The following is a 23,093-nucleotide window of genomic DNA, read 5'->3' on the forward strand; positions in this document are numbered from 1 at the left end:
GACGTCTCCGCATACCGTCCGCCCTTTGCCAAATCTACATCGTGAGTCTGTTTATTACGAGTTCATCTGGCCCAAATCAGAGGATACAAAAAACGTGGCATGTAGCAGAACTACCTGGATCGCGGCTTTATCAAGTCTGCTCTGTTTGTTTACGCTGTCACTGTTTGCGCAGAATTCAACGACTCAGTCACCGCTCCGCGAATCCACCCGTTCCAATAGATCTCCTCAAGAGGAAGACTCCTCTTTTCAATCTGTCCTGCTGAGAGATGGTTCGGTCGTTCGGGGTAAAGTGCTACAGGCTCGTGGGCAGGTGCAGGTCAAGGTCGGACAGTCGATTCGCTCTTTTCCGGCCAACGATATCCGCATCATCGGGGATGATATCCACGATATCTATGATCGACTCAGCCATCAGGTTCCGGCCGATTCCTCTTCGGCGCGCATGTCTCTGGTCCACTGGTGCATGAAATATAACTTACGCTCAGAGTTGATCAAAGAACTCCGTCTTGTTCTGACGCTTGATCCGGGAAACAGCGACGCCAGAAGCCTACTGGAGGAATTTCTGGACGAACCTTCCCCAGACGATAGTATTATTATCGTCAACATTCCTACGAAGAGCGCGCATCTGAAGTTCAAGGGAAAACAACTGGAAACGCTCGCCGGTCTGCCTGCTCCCATGGCTCGCGAATTTACTCGGGGAGTCCAGCCGATCATTAAGAAGAAATGTGGTTCAGTCAGTTGCCACGGTGGTGAACAAAATCATGGATTTCAACTAAACGTCGACGTCAGTTCCAGCCACCACAGTCGCCGCTCGTCCGAAGACAATTTTCAATCGATCTTCAAACTTCTCGATCTCGAAAAGCCCGTTCAAAGCAAAGTATTCACTATCGGTCGCGCTCCTCACGCCGACCTGAGAGAACCTCTTTTCGGAACAGATCCTTCCAGCCTGGTACAGCTACAACGTATTTACGAATGGATCGTGGTCTCGAAACCCGAACTCGAAAAACTAAAACAGCAGTTTGACGAAGAAATTTCACCTGCACCTCCCAACAGTCCGGGCTTGCTAGCCAGTGGCGCCTTGGACGAAGCGGGAAGTGGTCAAGCCGACTCGATGGCCACTGAAATGCAGACAACTCAGCAACGAAATCGCATCCAACAGATTAACGCTGAAACCGTTCCCGGAAAAATACAGCAACAGGCTGATGCATTAAAAGATGATGGGTTCAATAAAGACTTGGTGAACGAGCTCATTAATAGCGTGCAGGCGGATAAGTTCGATCCCGCCGATTTCAATCGCCGTTTCAAAAAGTAGCAAGAACTTGCCGCAGAACAGAGAATTCTTCCACCCAGCCCCGAACCCAGGCGCCATTTCCGTATGCAGCAGCTAATTATTTTTCACGGTCATGTCCAGGGAGTCGGGTTCCGCTACACCACCCGCCAATTGGCCCGCCGATTTCCAGTCACCGGGTACGTTAAGAACCTGCCTGATGGGACCGTCGAACTCTTCATCGACGGTGACCAGGATGACTTGGAACAATTAGTTACTGCCATTCAGGGGCGTTTTGAGAGAAATTTCACCCGGACGGAAGTAACCAAACAGGATACAAAAGAGCACTACACTTCTTTTGATATCCGTCGTTGAGACTGATTACCGCCGAGTTTCCTACTTGCGTTCCAATGGTCTTAGTCTAGTTTCGGCCCTGCAAGGCTCTCTAACCGTTTCAGGCAGTCCATAGTCTCCGTGAACCCTCAAATCCCCCTTCAAATGTGAGGAACAGGGACTTTCTTTTGGTTCGGACGCTCGGTAGAGTAGCGGCTGATGAGAGGAAATTGGTGCCATTTTCTGCCATAATCATTGGTGGAAAATGTAGGGATCGCAAGATTCCTGAAAACCGCTCCAACGCTGAGTTCCAAATCAGCGTAAGTTCCACGGGGATGGTCTATTCGCTCTATTGCGTAAGGTAGATTCACTCTTCGCCTTTCCTTTCAGCTCTGCCAGCCTGGTTAAGTCGCTCTGATTTCATCCCGGAAAAATCATGTCTTCGTCACAGAATCCTCCCACATCTTCGTTATATTTTGTCGTTTGAAAGAATTCATCGATGGGTGCTGAACTCGCTCTGTTTGCCCAAAGTGGTCCTCCCACGCTCAGTCAAATCCTTTCTTCACCAGGCTGGATCTGGACCGGAATTACTTCGGTATTGGTGCTGGCCGTCTTTTTCGGCATGCAGTACTTCACCCAGATGGGCGTGATTGCTCGCGCGACGGCGAAGGAAGCGATTCGCCAACCGATTTTCATTCTACTGCTGCTGTTTGGTATTTTCTTTCTGGTGCTGGTCACCTTTTTGCCGTTCTTCTCTCTGGGTTCCGACCTGAAGATGATGAAGGACTGCGGTTTGATGCACATCCTCATCAGTTGCCTCCTCTTGGCCGTCTGGACTTCGAGTACCAGTATTGCCAACGAGATTGAGGGCAAAACAGCAATGACATTGCTTTCAAAACCAGTCAACAGACGTCAGTTCATCGTGGGAAAACTGATGGGCATCGTGAACGCCGTCTTTGCCCTCTGGTTGCCGTTATCAATTATGTTTCTGATGCTCGTATTTTACAAAACAATTTATGAGAGCCGCGAGTCGGGCGAGAGTATGGAATTGCGGATGCGGTTTCTGCTCACTTTCCAGATGGTGCCAGGTCTGATTTTGATTCTGCTTGAATCAATCGTGATGGCCTCAATCAGCGTGGCGATCTCAACCCGCCTGCCGATGTTTGTGAACATGGTCGTCTGCCTGGTCATTTTCATTCTCGGCCAGCTGACCCCCATTCTGGTTGAGCAAAGTGCCTTCAAAATTGAATTCGTCCAGTTTATCGCTCAATGGCTGGCAACGATTATTCCATCACTGGAAAGTTTTAACGTACAAACGGCCATCCAGCGCGACCGATTGGTCCCGCCGGAGTACCTGGGATGGATTGCCTTGTATTCATTCTTATACAGTTCCGTGGCGATGCTGTTTGCATTCATCCTGTTTGAAGACCGGGACCTTGCTTAAGAACATCGACATCAGCAGTTTGACTCAATCAGACGGATGAAGCCAAAAGAACTGCGCAACTCCGCTTGTTTTGAATTAGAATGAGAGACAGAAGTTATTTCGGACTTGTTTCGCCAACAGGGTCCGCATGACGTTCGAAATAGTCACTTCGCTAATTATTTCGGGAGCGGCGAAGTCGAATGGAATCCACAGATACAACGTTGTTCAGGAAGACCGCGTGTATCTTCATCGAGACTTATCAGGCCGGAAGTTGCTCTATTTGACTCATAATTGAGTTGATTCAATAATGAGCAAACACGACCCCAGCGGAGCTACATGACGTAGTTCGATTATCGCTATAAGTCGATTTCAGACAGGTTTTTCGTGTGGCAACAGTCGAAAAGGCCTCAGTAAAACGGCTTCTCGCCGGACGGCATTTCCTGAAAGGGCAGCGACGCTTCACCCTTATCTGGGCAGTGCTCGCCTCGTGTATTTTCTGTCTGGCATTGCTCACTCTCTTTCTACTGCTCGACCTGCTCCACACGCGCGGTTCTGTTCAGATCAATCCAGATCATGAAGCTGAGTTCAGGCAACTGCTTCCCAAATTCAACTCGAGGGTCAAAATAGATCTCCCTGTCGATCTTGCAAGAATGTTCAAGGCTGATGGTGACGGAGGAGAAGAAGTATCAGAATCTTCGACTGAAGATTCTGATACGAACGACAAAACAAAGTCCGAGTCGGAAGTTTCCAATCTCTCTGAAAAGTTCACTGAGAAGGATTCGAGTCATATACGGTTGCGTCTCGATTATTTCGAAAGAGGGATTCTCCCTTCCGTCTGGTGGCTGAGAAATACAGTCTGGGGTTATCCCGTAGCGAGTGCTTACGACCGAATCACTTGGTTAAACACCAACACGACAGCGTTGATCTTTTTGATTCTGACGCTCGTATTTCTCATGTTACTATTCAATCTGATGACCTCCCGAATCTGGAATGTTTCCGCGCAGATCGGAATGGAAGTCGCCCAGAAACTTCGGCGCGAATTATACCGTCAGGTCCTTCGGCTTGGCCCGGCCGACTTATGTGAGCAACAACAGCAACACGCCGTCGAACTATTCACTAAAGACACAGAAGAGGTGCGGACCTCTGTGGAATCGCTGGCTTACCGTTACGCCCGCGACACCGTCCTGTTAGTCACCTTAGTCCTGTTCGCCCTTACTCTGAACTGGTTACTCGCTCTCGAATGTCTGATTCCCCTGGGAGCCTGTTGGTACCTGATTCGTCAGGAATTGATCCGGTTCCGGGAATCTCGCGCACTTCTCGATGCTTCCGCCAACAAGACGCTCAACGTCCTCTCGCAAAGTTTCCGTAATACGCGGCTCGTCCGAGCCTATGGCATGGAAACATCAGAGCATGAAACTTTTTCCAGAAATCTGGACCGATTAAAAGAGCGACTCCTCAATGTGAACCGACGGGAACGCTGGTCTCGCTGGTTTTGCCGAATGCTGATTTTGTTCTGCGCATCCATTGTGCTGATCCTTGTCTGCATGAAGGTCTTGATTGACTCAAGCAATTTACCACTGGCCGCCGGCTTAAGCCTGTTAGTCACTTTTATTGCGCTGCATTGGCCTCTTAAGAACTTGGCGAAGATCCCTGTCGAGAAAAAAATCGCCGGGCATGCGGCCGATCGAATTTATCGTTATCTCGACAATGTCCCTCCTGTCAGCCAGGCGGTCGGTGCAAAATTCATGTCACCCCTCGCGAACTCGCTCGCTTTTGAATCAGTTCACTATCAAACCGAATCTGGACAGAAATTACTCAACGGACTTGATCTGACTGTGAAAGCGGGCGAAAAAATTGCCTTGGTTTCACTCAATCGCCTGGAATGCGTCGCGGCTGCCAATCTGATTTCGCGATTCATCGAACCTTCAGACGGTCGTCTCCTGATCGATGGCGAAGATATTTCCTGGGCGACTTTAGAGTCATTACGGGCCGAAATTGCTTACGTAGGTGGAAACGATCAATTCTTCACAGGCTCGGTGTTCGAAAACATACGCACGGGAAATAATTCCTTTTCCCATTCGGCAGTCATGGAAACGGCCAAGCAGGCCCGTGCACACAATTTCATCCTACGTCTTCCCAATGGATACGAGACGATCCTCGGCCCGAACGGTGAAACTCTGACCCCCGGACAACGGTTTCGATTGGGAATCGCTCGCGCCCTGCTTCGCAATCCGGCACTCCTAATACTGGCGGAACCGGCGGAGCCCTTGGATACTGACACGAAATCACGACTGGACGATGCCTACACGCAGATTATACAGGGACGGACCACAATATTTCTGCCCAATCGGCTCTCCACTGTTCGGCGGGTCGATCGCATTGCCTTGATACATGAAGGTAAGGTTGAGTCGATCGGAACTCACGCCGAACTCGTCAAGAAGTCTCCCATCTATCGCCATTGGGAGTACATGAATTTCAACGCATTTCGAACCAATGGTTCCGCTGATTGCGATTCCTGAGGAGCCTCCCTCATCACGTTGAGTTCTATGATTTATGCCTGACTCATCGAGCACAGACATTACAATGAAAATACAGCACAGGAGGTGACTACGGTGATTTATTCAGAGTTAGTTGACCGAGCATTGCGGTTAAGTGCCCGTGCCCATCGGGATCAGAACCGCAAAGCATCCGACCTGCCCTACCTCATGCACCCTGCGGCGGTCACGCTAATCTTGGCACAGGCTGGCTTCGAAGAAGAAGACAATATTCTCGCGGCCGCCCTCCTGCACGATGTTGTGGAGGATACGACCGTCACTTTGGAAGAACTGGAAAGCAAACATATCTTTCCCGCTGAAGTAATCGAACTTGTCGCGGAACTAAGCGAGCAGAAACAGGATGAAAAGGGAAACAAGATCCCCTGGAAGCCTCGCAAGGAACATCACCTTGAAGTCATCCGTCAATCAAGCGACGGCGCCTGCGCGATAGTGCTGGCTGACAAACTTCATAATCTGAAATCGACGTTATTCGACCTCGAACACGAAGGTCCCCAGGTCTGGGATCGATTCTATTCGTCTGAGGAAGAATTCCTGTGGTATCACCACGAAATGTTGAGTGCCGCCGATCGAGATGAAAAACGAATTCAACGGCTGATCCAGGAAAACAGGCACTTACTCAACGAATTGGCCCTCGCATCTGATGGACCGGAAGACAAATAGCCTCCATTCAGACTTCTCTGCGAAGGCGGCCACAGGGTTCATTTGCCCCCAGCGCAGAAAAAACGCATCCTCCGAAGAGGACGCGTTCGTCCGACACATGAATTGTTTCGCTGCCGTACCGCTTCTAGCGGATTGAATTCAGGCGGCTTGAATTTGCTGATAGTGATCCGGGTGATGTTCAACGGCATCGGTCGGAGTCTGATTGAAGAGAGCCAGCCCGCGAGTTCCCCAGGCACCCTCTTGATAATAGAAAACAGCGACGGCTGATTTACGAATCTTCATTCCCGCATGTTCATCCGATTCGCGGAAATTGGGCGTCAAAATGATTTCTAATGAGACTAACGCGTGAATACAGCCACTCATACGATCCCGGGCGAATTGGACTTCGCTTTTCCAGTCGCAGTCGACCTGCTTGAAATCGTGAGGGGTATTCTGAGTTATGGCCAGTTCTGAGAATCGCGCTTCCAGATGTTCTCTCTGGTACCCAAAACGCCTAACGACCATCTGCTCTTCCCGCAGGGACAGCATGGGAACGATTTCCGTTTTCAGCACCCGGTGTACAAAATAGATAGTCGCGGCTGCTGTGCAAGCCAACCAGATAGCGGTTTCCATCCTGAATGACTCCTGAGTGAGAGAGGTTTTGCGGAGATTTTCTCGTCAAACAGTTACAGACCGAAAATAAACGAATTACTAACACCCTCAAAGATGTTTCAAGGAAGTCATTCGTCCGTTGTTTTCCGAACTGATCGGAGAGAGAACTGATTGTCGAGACAAATCGAAAGATGTGTTCAGCTTAAGCACAGCAGCTGTGTTATTATTCTACGAGACTGAATTCAAAAAGGCGGAAAAGATTTGTAACAATTACATAAATATTTCAACATTTGTTAATGCAAATCTTACCCAAACCCCCATTTCTGCCTGCTGTACTAATACCTGAACAATTAGATAACTCAGTAACCCTATTTATCGGTACGATTGACTGTCGAATGCGCCCCAAACCGGGACGGATATAGTAGATAGGTGAACGTTTCCGGTGCTGGAATAGTGCCGGGATTCAGTTTCGAACTGGGATTCAAACCCCACAACGCCGGAAGACTTCCAATTTGACGGGACATCGGTGAAATGAACTTCCCGTGAAAACGGGAGAGCATTGGGATAGCAGATTTATTCAACGGGCTCAATGTTAATTTCGATAGCCCCCTGCTAAGCTTCGAGTCCAAAAACAAGTCATTTCTCCCCGCCCAATTCATGAACTGTGGGGCTCGTTCAATTTCAGTACAGGTGGAAAGCTATGGGACTTCTGGGAGCACACATGTCGATCGCCGGTGGCTACTACAAAGCCGCCAATGCTGCAGGCGAATTTGAGATGGAATGTGTCCAAATCTTCACTAAGAATAACAACCAGTGGAAAGCCAAAGAGTTAACGGACAAGGATGTCCATCTGTTTCGTGAGTCGATGGAAAAGCACCATTTATCGAATGCTTGCTCCCACTCAAGTTATCTGATCAACATGGCCAGCCCCAAGCCGGAACTGTGGCAAAAATCAGTGGATGCGTACGTTATCGAGTTGGAACGAGCCGAAAGACTGGGACTGGGGGGAGTGGTGATTCATCCGGGGAGTTATGTCGAATCGTCTCCCGAAGAAGGGCTGGATAAGATTGTCCGCGGAATCGACGAAGTTCTCGAACGGACAGACGGCGCCGCGGTCGAGATCTGGTTGGAAACCACGGCCGGACAAGGCTCAAATCTCGGTTATCAGTTCCCGGAATTGCAGTACCTCATCGATAATGCAGCCGATTCATCGCGGATTGGCATTTGCATCGATACCTGCCATATTCACGCTGCCGGATACAAAATCACGACCGAGGCAGACTTCAAAAAAACGATGCAAGAGTTCGACGAACTCATTGGGACAGACCGAATTCGGGCTTTTCACCTGAATGACAGCAAAAAAGAGTTCGGTAGCCGCAAGGACCGGCATGAACATATTGGCGAGGGGACGATTGGCGTCGAGGCGTTCCGGTTCCTGGTGAATGACAAAAGATTCGCCAAAATCCCGATGTATATGGAGACTCCTAAGGGAGAACGGGATGGCATGCAATTGGATGCTATGAATCTGCAAACGCTCCGGGATCTGATCAAGTCGCCGAAAAAGCCAAAATCGAGCTCGAAATAGTTCCTTTTTCAAACAGACGAAATGGTCTTCAGGTGTCAAACCCGTCTTGTCGCCAAAATCCTTCCGAGCTACGATAGCTGAACGCCTATAAACACCTTCCCTGAGATCAGTTAGCGGATACCAGCCTGACTGGAACCACGATTGATGGTCCTTGGGGAATTCATTCAGTTAAACCTCCAGTTTCTGGAACAAGGACGTTCCCATGTCTGTCATCGGTCTGATTCCTGCCCGCGAACGATCGACCCGGCTCCCTAATAAGTTGCTGCTGGACCAAACTGGCAAACCCCTGTTGCAATACACTTGGGAAGCCGCCTGCTCCGCCAACAAGCTGGATCGCGTGATCGTGGCCACTGACAGCCGCAAAATTGCGGATGTCGTCACCCGCTTCGGCGGTGAAGTCGCGATTACGGGCGAACATCCTTCGGGAACCGACCGAATTGCGGAAGTCGTGCGGAATCTGGGTTCTGAAGTCAGCATCGCAGTGAACATTCAGGGGGATGAACCCGACATCGACCCGAACCAGATCAATAGTCTGGTCGAAACGCTGGAACAGGCCCCAGGGGTTCAAATGTCTACCTTGGGGACACCCATTCGGGAAATGTCGGTTCTGAAAGACCCTTCTTGCACTAAAGTTGTCTGTGATGAACAGGGGCGGGCTTTATATTTCAGTCGTTCCATGATACCGTTTTGCCGTGACCATAATCCGGAGGAACTGCTCGATGATGAGTCCCCCTGGTTACTCCATTTGGGACTGTACGCGTACCGTCGCGACTTCCTGCTGCAGTTGACCGAACTCCCGCCTTCGCGCCTGGAGAAACTGGAAAAGCTGGAACAATTACGAGCACTCGAAACGGGTGCCCGTATTCAAGTTGCCGTTGTAGAGCATCGCTCGGTTGGAATCGACACCCCTGAAGACTATGCTCAGTTTGTAACTCGCAAAATACGAAGAGCTGCCTGATCTGCGATGGTTGTTCCTGGTCAAATTGGCGGCTCTCTGAGAAACAGCAACAGAGTCAGCCAACCTGCCTGTTGAGTACACGAGGAAACTCGAAGCCTCCGACGGGCAACTGCCTTTATTTGACCACCTGGAACAAACAGAACCTGAAACGAGATCAGAATAGCCGATGACTAAGTACATTTTCGTCACTGGAGGAGTAGTCAGTTCGCTGGGTAAGGGACTCACCTCGGCTTCAATCGGGCTTCTACTGGAGCGACGCGGCCTCAAAGTCCGCATGCAGAAACTCGACCCTTACTTGAATGTCGACCCCGGCACGATGAGCCCCTACCAACACGGGGAAGTCTACGTTCTCGATGATGGTTCCGAAACTGACCTCGACCTGGGCCACTACGAACGCTTTACCAATGCTTCTCTCACCCGCGAATCCAACTACACGACGGGGCAGATCTACCAGACGGTGATTCACAAAGAACGCCGTGGAGAATACCTGGGCCGAACTGTACAGGTCATCCCGCACATTACGGATGAGATCAAAAAGGCGATCTTGAACCTGTCCCATCCGGATGTTGACGTGGTGATCACGGAGCTGGGTGGCACGATCGGAGACATTGAAGGCTTGCCCTTCCTCGAAGGAATTCGTCAGATCCCCCTGGAAATTGGCAAAGACAATTGCCTCTTTATCCACCTGACGCTGGTCCCCTATCTGAAAGCAGCCAGAGAAGCGAAAACCAAGCCGACACAACATTCCGTTGGCCAACTCCGCGAGATCGGTATCCAACCCGATATTTTGATCGTCCGCACTGAGCGCCCTCTGGAACGAGAGCTTACCGATAAGATCGCGATGTTCTGTAACGTCGAAAAGCGTGCCGTGATCGTGGAAGTCGATACCGAATATTCGATTTATGAAGTCCCCATTGGGCTGGCCGAAGACAATATCGACAAGCTGATCGTCGAGAAGCTTTCTTTGACGCAGGCCGGTCCGCTGAACCTGGACGACTGGCAACATCTTATGCACCGGATTCGACATCCCGAGCAGGAAGTAACCATCGCCGTCGTCGGAAAATACATTGAGCATCGTGACGCTTACAAATCGATTTATGAATCACTCGACCACGCCGGCTTTTCACACAACACACGAGTGCTAATCAAACGAATTGAAGCAGAAGAACTGGAAAAGAAAGATGCCGAACTGTTACTGAGCGGTATCGATGGCCTATTAGTACCGGGCGGATTCGGTATGCGGGGTATCGAAGGCAAAATCAAAGCGATTCAGTTTGCTCGTGAGAACTCCATTCCGTTCTTCGGAATCTGTCTGGGAATGCAATGTGCCGTCATCGAATTCGCCCGGAACGTTCTCCATTTAGACGATGCCAACAGTACAGAGTTCGCCGGCGACTCGCCGCACCCCGTGATCTGTATGCTGGAAGATCAGAAAACGATCGTCAACAAGGGAGGTACCATGCGTCTGGGTGCTCAGCCTTGTGTCCTTCGTGAAGGTTCTCGCTCAGCAGAGGCGTATGGTTCGTCTGAGATCAGCGAACGACATCGACATCGTTACGAATTCAACCCGAACTATCGCACCGAATTTGAGCAGGCAGGCATGCTGGCTGCCGGCACCAGCCCGTCTGGTAATCTGGTCGAAATTGTTGAGATTCAGGATCACCCCTGGTTCGTGGCAGTCCAGTATCACCCCGAATTCAAATCGAAACCGGATAACTCGCACCCCCTGTTCCGCGGGTTTGTGGAATCTGCCCTCAGTCGTCATCAGGATCGTTCCGGACTGCCTGTTTAAGACATCGTTCCGAAACCCGGTTGAGAGGTCTTTCCAAAGCTGGAAAGGACCAGGGACAAAACCGCCCCACCGGAGGGTTTCAAAACTACTTCAAGTGTAACTTGCGTCGAAACCATGTCTGTTATCGCGTTTAAAAAGATCTGTGGCGTACTGACGGTTAACAAACCGGTCGAGATGACATCGCGACAGGCAGTGACCGAGGTCGAATGGCACACCCGACGACTGGCGCGCGAACATGGCCAGAAGATTCGCCGGGCGACCGTGAAGGTCGGGCACGCGGGCACACTTGACCCTCTGGCAACCGGCGTTCTGGTTGTCTGCGTCGGCAAAGCGACCCAACTGGTGCCCTGGATACAGGAACTTCCCAAGACTTACCGGGCAGAATTCACCTTGGGAATGCGTAGTAATTCTGATGACATTATGGGTGAGGTCGAGACAGTCGATAACCCACCACAGCCTTCCCGTTCAGAAATCGAAGCGGCTCTTTCCCGCTACCAGGGGACGATCGAACAAGTCCCGCCCCAATTCTCAGCCGTTCATGTCGACGGTAAGCGTGCTTATGCCTTGGCTCGTCGCGGTGAAGAAGTGAAACTCGATGCGCGACCTGTCGAGATTTACGACATTGAAATTCTGGACTACAACTGGCCCGAGTTGACTCTTAATGTCGTCTGTGGTTCCGGCACTTACATCCGTGCGATTGCCCGTGATCTGGGTAATGACCTGGGCTGTGGAGCGTTGATGCATGGTCTGGCTCGAACTGCCGTGGGACCATTCACTTTGGAAGACGCAATCGAAATCCCCCACATCAAAGAGCAAAACTGGCTCCCCGATCTGCAACCCGCTCGCGTGGCCGTGAAACACTTACCCACGTATGAGTGCAGCCCTTCCGAAGAGGACTGGTTGATCAACGGGAGAATTATCGAAGCCGTCGGCACAGGTGCCTGGAGGGAGGGAGATATTGAGATCCCCGTTGCGAACTCCGATGGCCGACTGGTTTGCATTGCGACGAAAAAACAAAAAACCGGGGAACAGCTCCAGCTGAAACCCCGGTTAGTATTTAAACCCACTCTTTATGCAGACTCGTTAGAGAAGACTACTCCCCTTCCTGAGAGCCAGTCGTCACTGTGATGTCCGAGTTTGAAGAAGTCGCGATTTCTCGTGGCAGCATTCGCTCCCGATAGATAACCAGAGCATCGACCGCGTGATACAGAGCACCGACGTCTGCCGGCTCGTTGCGGAATCGAATGAGGTCATTCGAGATGTTATCAACCGCTTTGCGGACCCAAGGTTCATTTATTTGCGACTGCGGCAAAGCCACCATCAGAAATTCCAGCATATGCCCGCTGGTTGCGATTCGTTTTTTGAACTCCTGGCTGTACTGCGGGCTACGGAAATAATCTGAAGAGAAAGATCCATCGCGGTTCTGAGTGCGACGTGCGATTTCGGTATACCGGAGGATTTTCTGGTTCGCTTCAATCCAGACACCTCGTAACTGGCCACCTTCTTGCAGGTAATTGTTGCGAGCGAGACTGAGTGCGAAAAGGTTGTGGCAACCTCCGCATGCGGCCCGTTCCACAACGACTTGATTCTGCATCTGGACCAGTCGTTCGATACTCCAATTCTCTCCGCGAGCGTTTTTCCATTCGGTGTCGGATTGCAGATAGTGAGTCAGAAACCACAGGGTCCAAGTCTGTCCCTCGTGATTGTTCACTTCCATCTGTGCGTTTTTGACGATGTCTTCCATCGTGATGGACCCGTCACCTGTTTTGAATTTATGATCCAATGGCAGGTCGGTCATCGTCATAATCGCCGGGAACTGATTAGGGTGCCCTTCGAACGCATAAGGAACAGTAAAGGGATGCGCTTTTCCGCCATGAGGAGATTTCTGAAACCAATGTTTCCCTTGAAAGACCGGACCATTGGAGATGAAATCAATCGCGTTAATTTTCGCGTCGGACTTCTGATCCTGATTCAATTCATACTTGTCGCGAAAAGCCAGAATTCCGTGCATGATCTGCCAGGGCGTGTGGAGATCCGCAGTGAGGAATCGCCGACGGGAAAGATCGATTGCTTGTTCGACTTTATTTAATAGAGGATCGGCATGTTCGATTTTCTCTGGTTCTTTTTCCTCTACAGCGGGTTCGACAGTCGGTTCAGAACCGACCCCTTCCTCTTCTGACAGAGGCTCTTTGGCGGGTGGTTCTGGTTCGACGGGAACTTTTTCGGCTGTAACCGTCTTTTCAGAAAGCTCCGACGGCGCAACGGTGACCCCTTCGCCTGCTTTCGCGGCGTCATTTGCGTTGATGATCCGAGGTGCCCGAAGTTCGACAGTTTGATCCTGAGCTGTCAGGAGTGATGCAGACGAAACGGTTATCGATGCTATGAGAGCAGTAGCCAATATATTTTGAAACGAGAAGAGAGACATCGTTGTCGTCAACTCCTGTGAGATCGCGGCTGAAGGCGTAGTGTTACAAGGTGTCGATTCATTTCGAGGCGAAAATACAGTTGAATCGGCGGAATGTCCGGGGAAACCCGGCGCAGTGTCCTAATCGTATTTGTGAGTCTGGTTGGCAGTAGCTCTTGAGATTCCGGGCAGGTGGGAAACAGTCACCAAAGCAAGCTTGCCGTAATGAATGTCTCTATCCGGAAGGAAGGATGACCCGTTTTAAGAAAAGAACCCAGCTGCATTTCATTGTCCGTTTTTTACAGACAATTGCACCTAAAAAAGGGATCAGTCCTTAAGTTTCCCTCAGCTTACCTATTCCTTTTTTTTTACCAGTGTTCCCAGTTGCAAAACGAATGAAGGTTTGATCCGAGATAAGTCTGGAATACAGGGTTTCGGTCACGGATCGGTAACGAGTTGGATTCTGGAAGATCAGACGATCTTAGGTCGAACCCCATGTAGCAAGAGGGCCGGTCGAAATTCGAAACGGTCCTCGTTCACACCCTACAAGAACATCCATCGGCAATCGTGACCGGACGACTCTATTCACTTTGGTCAACTTCAATCGGAGCCGTTCGACTTTTCGCTCACAGATGAACTTTTGACCGGCATTTCCAATGCTGCAGTCCACTATCGAACAAATGTAGAACTACGCTGCATTTTTGCAGAGTAGGTTAATGCACCGCGCGAAGGATTCTCCTGACTGCAGAATGCCCCGCAAACGCAAACAACCTTTCCCACCAATCTATCAATTTGACTATTCTAATTACCTCTATTTTGACTGCGAGAACCAACTCTCCATTTGAGACTGACCAAGGTTAAAACTTACAAATAGAATTCGACTGCTCGTCTAATTGTTAAGCAGACCTCTTTTTTCCGCTATTCCTCTCCTGAAAATTCCAATCCCAAAATGCCACGCCCTCCGCAGGAAGGAAGAGTTGTAAATGCGTTTTCAGTTTTCTTTTATTTAGATTACCCAGTTTGTAACCGGACAAGTGTTCGGGAACACCAGTCGACGGGTGAGGATTCAACAGGTGCCACTTGGAATACTGCAATCAATTGCACTTGAATACTGCAGTTATCTGCGATGAACGGCCTGATAAATCGAAACTTTGAAAATGTTTCGCAAAGACAACATGTTGCCTCAGGGCAACACTCGGAAATGGAAGTTTGAGGTGTTGGCGCAACAGATTATCCCTATCTACTCCTACCGGAAAGAATGGAACTCGGAGAGGAACATCGCAATTCGTCAGAGACCTACCGGGTTGAGCCGAATGAGCTGAAAAGCGTTCGTTTTTTGAAAACTCGCTTGTCCGTTCAAGAAACATCACCCATGGTGAAGGTGCGACCACGACATCAGTTTTTCATTGTAGAAACAAATCGGTGACTTCAACTTAACCTGTAATCCGGTTATTCCGATCGATGAGCAGATCCACAAATCAACACAGCGAGCTACCTGGAACCTGACCGTAGGCGACCAACTGAAAAAGTAAAAGAAGTGGAAAGTGGAAACGGAGATCCTGAGTGGAAGAAGTGGAAAACGCCCTCCAGTACTGGAGGACGTTTTTTGTTATTTGTTCCACTGCCCGACGGGCTTGGTATTTCTGTTACTCGCAGAATGGGCTTCAATTCCACATATTGAGTTCAAGAATTCCTCGTTTTTTAAAGAAATGACCATTTCACTCGGTAAATCTCTCAACGAGTGTACGAGAATAGGATGGAAACCTTTCTCTCGGTTTCAGCGGAACCGCCGTGAAAGTGCTGAATTATTGAATTCAAAGTGCAGAGTTGTAAGGTACTGCGATGACAGATGACCGACAATCTGAGCTGAACCAGAATGAAGAGCCCGGCTTTTCCGGTAGCTACGAAGCCTTTCTGGAAGCGTTCTCGCGAAATCGGGAACCGCTCTACCGGTATGTCTACGCTTTGGTCCCCCACCAGGCAGATGCCGAAGATGTTTTTCAGCGATGCAGCATTATCCTCTGGCGAAAGTTTTCGACCTACGATCCCGAACAGGGGTCGTTTCTCAACTGGGCCTGCGGAGTTGCCCATTATGAAGTACGAAACTTTTTGAGAACATCCAAACGAGATCGACATTACTTCAGTCCCGATCTCGTTGAGCAGCTGGCGACGAGTCAACAACCGAAAACGGGAGAACAGGCCCCACGGTTGGAAGCGCTTCGAGAATGCTTACAACAGCTGAAACAATCCGAACGTTTTCTGTTGGAACAGGCACATTATCATCAGCAATCTGCCAAGACACTCGCCGACGATGCGGGTAAGGGAATTCAAACGATCTATAACCAACTGACCATCATTCGCCGCAAACTATTCCAATGTGTCCAGGGCAAGCTCGCTGCGACGCAAGATGTGGAAGGAGGATTATCGTAATGAATCCTTCTCAACAGAGTCGCTTGCTCGATCTACTGGACAGTCAACTGCAGCAAAGACTGTCAAAGAACGAACACCAGGAACTGGAAACCTTATTACTGGATGATTCGGGTGCTCAGAAGTTGTATCACGATTACCTGGAACTGTCGCACAACCTGAACCAGCATTTTGACACGGAGCATGTCGACACGGAGCCTCTCACCAAGCCAGCGATGACAGCAGCAATTGTTGATGAGTATGCACGCAACAAACGATGGTTCTCTTCGTACATTGCCAGCGCGGTCGTCGTCTTGATTTTATTCTTCGCCGTACAATGGTATCTTGCTGCGCCCTGGTATCTCGCTGTGCCTCCCGTTAAACAGGCTCCAGTCTCGGTACCGATTACTCCCGTGATGGCGAGCAGTGAAGTCGCCTCATTCACTCAACTGGCAGACGCACGGTTCCTGGATCATTCCCTCTGGAAGATGGGAGATCCGATTAAAACGGATGACGAATTTACGCTTCGCTCAGGATTGGTCAAACTAAAAGCGACCGGCGGTGCCGAAGTCATTCTGGAAGGACCAGCGGTTTTCGAATGGAAGTCGCCTTTAGAACTGGTCCTGAAATATGGTCGCTGTTCCGTGCATGTCCCTGAAGCGGCAGACAAAATCGAAGTCCAAACCCCGACCTCGCGCGTCGTGGATCTGGGAACCAGCTTCGCCATTGACGTGACTGAGTCGGGCGAGTCGGAAGTTCAATTGATCGAAGGGATGGCCGATGTCTATCTCCCAGAGAAAAGATTCGATTCTCCCGAACGACTTACTGAAGGAGATGCACGCCAATACGGGCGGGAAGTCGATCGGAACTCAATCGCGATCCCCTTTGATGGCGAACGGTATCGTAGTCAACTTCCAGATCGAGTCGTGGCTTATCAGGCCCACGACACTGGAAATGGAATTGACGAACTGGAACGGGTGACGATCCAGCGTGGCGGTCGCTTATTTGATTACGATGTGAGCGAACTGACGAGCGTAAACCTAACGCATTTCAGCGGAGTTAAAAGTCCGAGTTATCTGACGGTTCCCCTCTCAGCTCCCAATGGTGGAGCAGCTTTGCTGACATCTGGCAATCGACATGCTCTCCTGGACAACGACTCGCTGCTGACCACCGGTGTGATTAACCTGAGTGGAGAGGCCTCTCCATTGCAGTCATCGCCTGTAATGAACGCGAGCGATTCCTCATCGAATACTGCTGGATTGGCGGTTCGATTCAGGCAGCCGGTGATTAATCATGCTGGTCCTGACATCGTTCTATTCGACCTACATGTACTCGTGCATTCCGAAGAGGGAGACGCCTTTCATGTTTCGCCACTGGAATGGCGGGATGGGCTCCATGCCATCATGATCAATAAATTTGACATTACGTTGTCATCCCCAGAAGCACAGTTGCTGGCTCCCTTTCGGCTTGTCAAACTGGATAAACAAGCTCACTCATTGAATGAACTGGAACAGACTCCTATTCAAGATTCCATTGAGCACATTGTTCGTGCCCGAATTCTGGCTGTGGGCATTGATCTTTCCGACCTTGGCTTCTCTGAGGGAGAACTGGTTGAGGGACTTTTCCTGCAAGACTTGATGGATGACGGTTCCTTCCTTGATCCGGTCTTCATCGGCGGTTTACCGGCGATTGATCCCTGATTTATTTCTACTTCCTTCCTCGTTTTAGCCTACTGTATTCTCTCACCTCACTTCCACCAGAAAATATCCCTATCAATATCATGCGATTCATTCAGCTATATCATCGCGAAAATATTCTGTCCGGTTTATTCGGTCTGGCACTGATTCTGTTAATCGGTTCTGTCGCCTCGAGTGCCGAGATCTCGGAAGCCGAGCGGGAGCAACATAAATTCTTCGAGACGAACATCCGACCGCTCCTGGCGAAGCATTGTTATGAATGCCATTCCGCTAATGAGCAAAAAGGGAATCTGCGATTGGATCACCCATCCTTTCTGAAATCAGGAGGAGACAGTGGCGAAGTAATCGTGGCGGGCAAACCGGACGAAAGCTTGCTCCTGGAGGCGGTTCGATACGAGAGTTTTGAAATGCCGCCAGAGCAGCCGATTAGCGACAAAGAAATTGCGTTACTTGAGACCTGGATTAAACAAGGCGCCTACTGGCCGGAAGAAGCTCCGCCCAGTGCCACAGCAGGCGAGATCACCGAGGAAGATAAAAACTGGTGGGCTTATCAACCAATTCAGAAACCAGACGTCCCGAATGCGGATACTTTTGAAAATGCGATTGATGCCTTCGTCGCCCAGAAATATTCAGAGCAGAAGCTTACCGCTGCCCCCCAGGCAGACAAAGCGACATTAATTCGTCGGCTCTACTTCGATGTCGTTGGATTGCCTCCGACACCGGAGGAAGTATCGGCGTTCGTGAACAGTGACGATCCCGCCGCCTATGAAAAACTGGTTGACCAGTTGCTAGCAAGTCCACAATACGGAGAGCACTGGGGACGACACTGGTTGGATGTTGTGCGTTACGCCGACTCGGACGGTTGGCGAAAAGATGATTACCGCCCCTCTGCCTGGCGATACCGCGACTACGTTATTAAGTCGTTCAACGACGACAAACCTTACGATCAATTCATCCGTGAGCAGTTGGCTGGCGATGAAATTGCTCCTGAAGATCCAGAAGCATTAGCCGCAACCGGTTTCCTTCGGTTGGGTATTTACGAATACAACCAGCGTGATGCTGTCACTCAGTGGCATAATATTGTCGACGAGATTACCGATGTGACCAGTGATGTCTTTCTGGCCACCGGACTCGCTTGTGCCCGTTGCCACAATCATAAATTCGACCCACTGTTGCAGGCAGACTATTACAACCTGCGGTCGTTCTTTGAACCACTGGTATGGCGAGACGACGTTCCCTTCGCCACTGGCGAAGAGGTTGCTGCATATGAAGTGAAACAGAAAGCATGGGAAGAAAAGACAGCCGACATCCGTAAAGCGCTCAAGGATATTCAGCAAGAGTATCTCGATATCAGAACAAATCAGGCAGTCAGCCTCTTTCCGCTCGACGTGCAGGCGGCTTGGAAGACACCCACTGCAGAACGGAACAGTTGGGAGCATCAACTGGCCTACATGGTGGATCGCCAGGCCGAAGACAAAAGGGCTTTGGCCAACTGGAATAACCTGAAAGGGGAGAAGAAAGAAAACTGGAAACGGCTTGATGCTGAACTTAAAAAGTTCGACAAAATGAAACCGCAGCCGCTCCCCTCACTCCCCACTGTCAGTGACGCACCGGGCGAAGTCAGCGAAACCAGAATTCCGGACAAATCCAATTCCGATACCTTTTCGCCTGCCTACCTGACAGTTCTGGGGGGTGAAGTTCCCGAAATTAAACCCACTGCGCAAAGACCGGAATCATCGGGACGTCGCACCGCACTCGCAAACTGGATTGCCGATCCGAGTAATCCAATCACCACGCGTGTGATGGTGAACCGAGTCTGGCAGTACCATTTCGGGCGGGGGATCGTCTCCTCACCTAATGATTTCGGGCAACTGGGTACTAAACCGTCGCACCCCGAACTATTGGACTGGCTCGCTTCAGAATTCATTGAGAATGGTTTACACCTGAAACCTCTTCATCGGATGATTCTGCTTTCAGACACGTATCAGCAATCGGCATTTCATCCCGAGGAAGATCAATACGACTTAATCGACCCGACCAACATCTACCTGTGGCGATCGCACATTCGCCGATTGTCGGCGGAAGAGATCCGTGACTCGATGCTGGCTGCGACAGGAGAACTTGATTTACAACAGGAAGGTGAAGGAATTAAAGGGGAACATAATCGTCGTTCGATATACTTCCGCGTTTTGCGAAACAGCCCTGTTCCATTTCTGCATACAATGGGTACACCGGACGGCATCAGAAGCGCCCCAACTCGATACATTGCGACGACGGCACCACAGGCGTTATTAATGCTGAATGGTGAGTTCACCTATGAACGTGCGCGTAAACTGGCTGAACGGTGGAAAGAAATTAGTGACCACACTGCCTTCATCGATCAAGTCTTTATCTCGCTCACAGGGCAAACTCCTACAGAGTCGCAACTACAGCAGGGATTGCAATATCTTTCCACTGGCGACGAAGCAGATCTCAATGCACGGCGGACCGACTTCTGTCATGTGTTACTCAACTCCAATCTGTTTCTGTACGTGGAATAGACAAAACTTCATTCCCTCCAATATCAATGTTTGAACCCATCCTGAAACCCGGTTTAGGCTTTATTCAAAGCTGTAAAACAAGAGCGAATTTGACTCATCAAAAGGATTCAGGATCACTTAATATTATGTCTGGACTGAGAACAATGACTTCATCACTATGTCAAAAGGCCGGAGTTCCTCACCACGAACAACTGAATTCCCGCCGTGATTTTCTCACGAAGGCCGGAATGGGGTTTGGGGCACTCGCTTACAGTGGATTGGTTCAAGGGGCAACTGCCCCGATTCCTACAGCCCATCATTTTGCTAGAGCGAAAAGCGTCATTTTCCTGTTCATGGAAGGGGGCCCCAGCCAGCTCGACACATTTGATTACAAACCATTACTAAACAAGCTGGCGGGCCAACCTCTGCCCGAGAGTTTTCAGGAACCCATTACGGCGATGGGTGAAAAAGGTTCTCCCCTGTTAGAGGCTCCCCGCACCTGGACACGTCACGGTGAAAGCGGTCTGTGGGTTTCTGAGTTATTACCAAACATCGCGCAGCACGTCGATGACCTGGCTGTGATCCGCTCCTGCTGGGGAAACGGAATTAACCATGCCGGCGGAATGATGCAGATGCATACGTGTACTCCGGTTGCCGGTCGACCCTCTCTCGGTGCCTGGGTGACTTATGGTCTCGGTTCTGACAACGAAAACCTGCCCGCCTATGTGGTGATGAAAGATGCGAACAAATCGCTGGCGAGTGGTGCCCGCAATTACGGTTCCGGATTCATGCCCGCCACCTATCAGGGAACATTGTTTCAAAATAAAGAAGGGGAACCCCTTGCGAACCTCTCCATTAGAGAAGGCGAGTCACCCGCAAGTCAGCGTGAAAAACTGGAACTGCTGCAACAGTTCAACCGCGAACACTATGCTGAACGGACTCAGCAATCCGAACTCGACGCTCGCATTCGAAGTTATGAGCTGGCGTTCAAAATGCAATCTTCCGCACCCGAAGCAGTCGCCTTAGAAGAAGAGACTGCGGAAACGTTGGAGTTGTATGGAATCAATAACAAGGAATCCTCCACTTACGGAAAACAGTGTCTCCTGGCCCGGAGACTGGTGGAACGGGGAGTTCGTTTTATCCAGATGTATCATGGAACGGGCAGCCGCTGGGATTCGCACTCCAAAATCGAAACGAATCATCCCAAACTGTGCCGTGAGATGGACCAACCCGTGGCAGGTTTGCTGACTGACCTCAAACAACGAGGACTTCTCGATGATACCCTCGTCATCTGGGGAGGAGAATTCGGCCGTACGCCGATGAGCGAACAGGGCAATGGACGGGACCACAATCCGACCGGCTTCACTATGTGGATGGCGGGAGGTGGAGTTCAAGGGGGACAAACCATCGGTGCCACTGATGATCTTGGACTGTACGCTGTGGAAGACAAAATGCATGTCAGCGACCTGCACTCCTCCATTCTGCACCTGCTCGGTCTCGATAACATGGAATTGACATTCGACTATCAGGGACGACCTGAACGTCCGACTATTAACGAAGGCCGATTTAATCGCAAATTGATCGGCGGCTGACGGAAAATGTCGATTCCCGAGGCATGAAAAGCAATGAAATGCCAGTTCTACTGACTAAGAACGCCCCCCCTATGCGTTAAAGCAGTAGCGTACTCCCTAACCGACAGACTTCACGAAGTTCGCCGGACTGGGGAGGGTTGCTTAAAAAAGAGGTCGCGCGACGAGTTTTTGTTGCCCGCGCCGAAAGGGATGCGATATGATAAGTTAGGTAAACTTACAAAATTTCGCATCAACACCTGACGCGGCCCGGATTGATTGGAATCGCGATCTCCCAGACTCCGCTAAGGTAAAGCCCGTTGCAGAATCGAATTGCCCCAATGGCAATTTCTGTCCGAGGCGTTGTTTCACTCCTTGCAGATGTACCAAAGTTACACATTAAGGACCTGATTTCATGTCAAAACTATCTGGTCACTGGACTTTCTCGCTGGTCGCTCTTTTTGCCGCCACATCGATGGTTGTCGCGGGCACAGAAGCATTTGCCGCAGGAAAGAACAAACTCGACATCGTTAAGAATTCGGAATACGACCCGAACGCGGAACAGGTTGAACTGTTTAATGCCATGGAAGATGGCAAAGTCGAAAGCAAGTTGGTTCTTAAAGACTCCAAAGGGGGCCGGCTGCTGGTGACGAATAACACCCAGCAACCACTAAGCGTTTCCATGCCCAAAGCAATGGTGGGAGTTCAAGTTCTTAAGCAGCTCGGTGGCCTTGGAGGCCAGTCAGGCGGCCAAGGTGGCTTCGGCAGTGGAGGTCAGGCTCAGTCTACTGGCGGTGGGATCAACGGAGGCACTGGTGGAAACACAGGTGGCTTGGGAGGTAATAGTGGTGGCTCACTCTTTTCGATCCCCGCGTCCAAAACACTCTCTCTGGATTTCAACAGCGTCTGTCTGGAACATGGTAAAGCAGAACCTGCTTCTCGCATGGAATACACAGTCGCTCCGGTAGCAACTTTTTCTGAAGATCCGGTCCTGGAACGCTTGTTGGTGAATGTCGCCGAACAGCGAATTGATAATCACGTCGCACAAGCCGCAGCATGGCACCTGGCCAGCGAAATGAGTTGGGGAGACCTGGCTGCAAAATCTGTGAAACATCTCGGTGGATTGCCAGCAACGAGTTACTTCTCTCGTGCTCAGCTGTCGAAAGCGCAGCAGGCTGTCAGTGTCTTGACCTTCCGTGTCCAACAGGAAGCCGAAGAGAATAAGAACAATAGCGAATCCGAAGAAGTATCCGAGACACCTGAACCGGCACCGGCTGATCGAGTTTCTCTTGCACGTTAATGAAACAGATTCGGACTAGCTCTACCAGCTGGACTGAG

At 50.4% G+C, this 23,093-nt stretch carries 17 protein-coding genes; 14 read left to right on the forward strand and 3 right to left on the reverse strand.

The window, feature by feature from the left end:
• Positions 1-94: 94 nt before the first annotated feature.
• The 5 genes from Pla110_RS14315 (at position 95) to Pla110_RS14335 (ending at position 6,235) form a co-directional block, all read left to right on the forward strand.
• Positions 95-1,309: a hypothetical protein gene (locus Pla110_RS14315; RefSeq protein ID WP_144996426.1), complete on the forward strand. Its 1,215-nt coding sequence runs from the start codon at positions 95-97 to the stop codon at positions 1,307-1,309.
• Positions 1,310-1,372: 63 nt separating this feature from the next.
• Entirely contained in the window at positions 1,373-1,639 is a 267-nt protein-coding gene (locus Pla110_RS14320) for an acylphosphatase (RefSeq protein ID WP_144996427.1), read from the forward strand.
• Positions 1,640-2,096: 457 nt separating this feature from the next.
• The gene (locus Pla110_RS14325) at positions 2,097-3,041 is read left to right on the forward strand and encodes an ABC-2 transporter permease (RefSeq protein ID WP_197440213.1); all 945 of its coding nucleotides are present in this window, start codon (positions 2,097-2,099) and stop codon (positions 3,039-3,041) included.
• A gap of 365 nt (positions 3,042-3,406) precedes the next feature.
• On the forward strand, positions 3,407-5,539 hold the full coding sequence (locus tag Pla110_RS14330) for an ABC transporter ATP-binding protein (RefSeq protein WP_144996428.1): 2,133 nt from the start codon (positions 3,407-3,409) through the stop codon (positions 5,537-5,539).
• A gap of 93 nt (positions 5,540-5,632) precedes the next feature.
• Positions 5,633-6,235 (forward strand): HD domain-containing protein, encoded by a 603-nt coding sequence (locus tag Pla110_RS14335; RefSeq protein ID WP_197440214.1) that lies wholly within the window; start codon positions 5,633-5,635, stop codon positions 6,233-6,235.
• A 138-nt stretch (positions 6,236-6,373) separates the two neighbouring features.
• Here the strand turns inward: Pla110_RS14335 and Pla110_RS14340 are convergent, their stop codons facing one another.
• Both Pla110_RS14340 and Pla110_RS22675 read right to left on the reverse strand, forming a co-directional pair.
• Complete coding sequence (locus Pla110_RS14340) at positions 6,374-6,847, reverse strand: hypothetical protein (RefSeq protein WP_144996430.1); 474 nt, start codon at positions 6,845-6,847, stop codon at positions 6,374-6,376.
• 347 nt (positions 6,848-7,194) lie between these two features.
• Complete coding sequence (locus Pla110_RS22675; RefSeq protein WP_197440215.1) at positions 7,195-7,350, reverse strand: hypothetical protein; 156 nt, start codon at positions 7,348-7,350, stop codon at positions 7,195-7,197.
• 176 nt (positions 7,351-7,526) lie between these two features.
• Here Pla110_RS22675 and Pla110_RS14345 point away from each other — a divergent pair, with 176 nt between their 5' ends.
• From Pla110_RS14345 to truB, 4 genes are all read left to right on the forward strand, one after another.
• Positions 7,527-8,411 carry a deoxyribonuclease IV gene (locus Pla110_RS14345; protein WP_144996431.1) on the forward strand — a complete coding sequence of 295 codons (885 nt, stop codon included), beginning with the start codon at positions 7,527-7,529 and terminating at the stop codon, positions 8,409-8,411.
• A gap of 202 nt (positions 8,412-8,613) precedes the next feature.
• A complete protein-coding gene (kdsB, locus tag Pla110_RS14350; RefSeq protein WP_144996432.1) occupies positions 8,614-9,369 on the forward strand; it encodes a 3-deoxy-manno-octulosonate cytidylyltransferase in 756 nt (251 codons plus the stop codon).
• A gap of 166 nt (positions 9,370-9,535) precedes the next feature.
• On the forward strand, positions 9,536-11,161 hold the full coding sequence (locus Pla110_RS14355; RefSeq protein WP_144996433.1) for a CTP synthase: 1,626 nt from the start codon (positions 9,536-9,538) through the stop codon (positions 11,159-11,161).
• A 114-nt stretch (positions 11,162-11,275) separates the two neighbouring features.
• A complete protein-coding gene (gene truB / locus Pla110_RS14360; RefSeq protein WP_144996434.1) occupies positions 11,276-12,289 on the forward strand; it encodes a tRNA pseudouridine(55) synthase TruB in 1,014 nt (337 codons plus the stop codon).
• Here truB and Pla110_RS14365 read toward each other — a convergent pair.
• The gene (locus Pla110_RS14365; RefSeq protein WP_144996435.1) at positions 12,255-13,586 is read right to left on the reverse strand and encodes a hypothetical protein; all 1,332 of its coding nucleotides are present in this window, start codon (positions 13,584-13,586) and stop codon (positions 12,255-12,257) included. The genes truB and Pla110_RS14365 overlap by 35 nt on opposite strands.
• Before the next feature lie 1,821 nt (positions 13,587-15,407).
• Here Pla110_RS14365 and Pla110_RS14370 point away from each other — a divergent pair.
• The 5 genes from Pla110_RS14370 (at position 15,408) to Pla110_RS14390 (ending at position 23,055) form a co-directional block, all read left to right on the forward strand.
• Positions 15,408-15,995 (forward strand): sigma-70 family RNA polymerase sigma factor, encoded by a 588-nt coding sequence (locus Pla110_RS14370; RefSeq protein ID WP_144996436.1) that lies wholly within the window; start codon positions 15,408-15,410, stop codon positions 15,993-15,995.
• The gene (locus Pla110_RS14375; protein WP_144996437.1) at positions 15,995-17,671 is read left to right on the forward strand and encodes a FecR domain-containing protein; all 1,677 of its coding nucleotides are present in this window, start codon (positions 15,995-15,997) and stop codon (positions 17,669-17,671) included. The genes Pla110_RS14370 and Pla110_RS14375 overlap by 1 nt, the downstream gene beginning before the upstream one ends.
• An 80-nt stretch (positions 17,672-17,751) precedes the next feature.
• Positions 17,752-20,208, forward strand: coding sequence for a PSD1 and planctomycete cytochrome C domain-containing protein (locus tag Pla110_RS14380; protein ID WP_144996438.1), 2,457 nt, complete (start codon positions 17,752-17,754; stop codon positions 20,206-20,208).
• Between the two features lie 143 nt (positions 20,209-20,351).
• Entirely contained in the window at positions 20,352-21,779 is a 1,428-nt protein-coding gene (locus Pla110_RS14385; protein ID WP_144996439.1) for a DUF1501 domain-containing protein, read from the forward strand.
• A gap of 391 nt (positions 21,780-22,170) precedes the next feature.
• A complete protein-coding gene (locus Pla110_RS14390) occupies positions 22,171-23,055 on the forward strand; it encodes a hypothetical protein (RefSeq protein ID WP_144996440.1) in 885 nt (294 codons plus the stop codon).
• Positions 23,056-23,093 lie beyond the last annotated feature (38 nt).

The organism is Polystyrenella longa (assembly GCF_007750395.1).
Taxonomy (GTDB): Bacteria; Planctomycetota; Planctomycetia; order Planctomycetales; family Planctomycetaceae; genus Polystyrenella; species Polystyrenella longa.

Bases quoted from the DNA above. Each gene is read 5' to 3' on its own strand.
- Pla110_RS14385 (WP_144996439.1), top strand. From the start codon at position 20,352: ATGACTTCATCACTATGTCAAAAGGCCGGAGTTCCTCACCACGAACAA.
- truB (WP_144996434.1), top strand. From the start codon at position 11,276: ATGTCTGTTATCGCGTTTAAAAAGATCTGTGGCGTACTGACGGTTAAC.
- Pla110_RS14325 (WP_197440213.1), top strand. From the start codon at position 2,097: ATGGGTGCTGAACTCGCTCTGTTTGCCCAAAGTGGTCCTCCCACGCTC.
- Pla110_RS22675 (WP_197440215.1), bottom strand. From the start codon at position 7,350: ATGTCCCGTCAAATTGGAAGTCTTCCGGCGTTGTGGGGTTTGAATCCC.
- Pla110_RS14355 (WP_144996433.1), top strand. From the start codon at position 9,536: ATGACTAAGTACATTTTCGTCACTGGAGGAGTAGTCAGTTCGCTGGGT.
- Pla110_RS14345 (WP_144996431.1), top strand. From the start codon at position 7,527: ATGGGACTTCTGGGAGCACACATGTCGATCGCCGGTGGCTACTACAAA.
- Pla110_RS14375 (WP_144996437.1), top strand. From the start codon at position 15,995: ATGAATCCTTCTCAACAGAGTCGCTTGCTCGATCTACTGGACAGTCAA.
- Pla110_RS14370 (WP_144996436.1), top strand. From the start codon at position 15,408: ATGACAGATGACCGACAATCTGAGCTGAACCAGAATGAAGAGCCCGGC.
- kdsB (WP_144996432.1), top strand. From the start codon at position 8,614: ATGTCTGTCATCGGTCTGATTCCTGCCCGCGAACGATCGACCCGGCTC.
- Pla110_RS14380 (WP_144996438.1), top strand. From the start codon at position 17,752: ATGCGATTCATTCAGCTATATCATCGCGAAAATATTCTGTCCGGTTTA.
- Pla110_RS14365 (WP_144996435.1), bottom strand. From the start codon at position 13,586: ATGTCTCTCTTCTCGTTTCAAAATATATTGGCTACTGCTCTCATAGCA.
- Pla110_RS14340 (WP_144996430.1), bottom strand. From the start codon at position 6,847: ATGGAAACCGCTATCTGGTTGGCTTGCACAGCAGCCGCGACTATCTAT.
- Pla110_RS14320 (WP_144996427.1), top strand. From the start codon at position 1,373: ATGCAGCAGCTAATTATTTTTCACGGTCATGTCCAGGGAGTCGGGTTC.
- Pla110_RS14390 (WP_144996440.1), top strand. From the start codon at position 22,171: ATGTCAAAACTATCTGGTCACTGGACTTTCTCGCTGGTCGCTCTTTTT.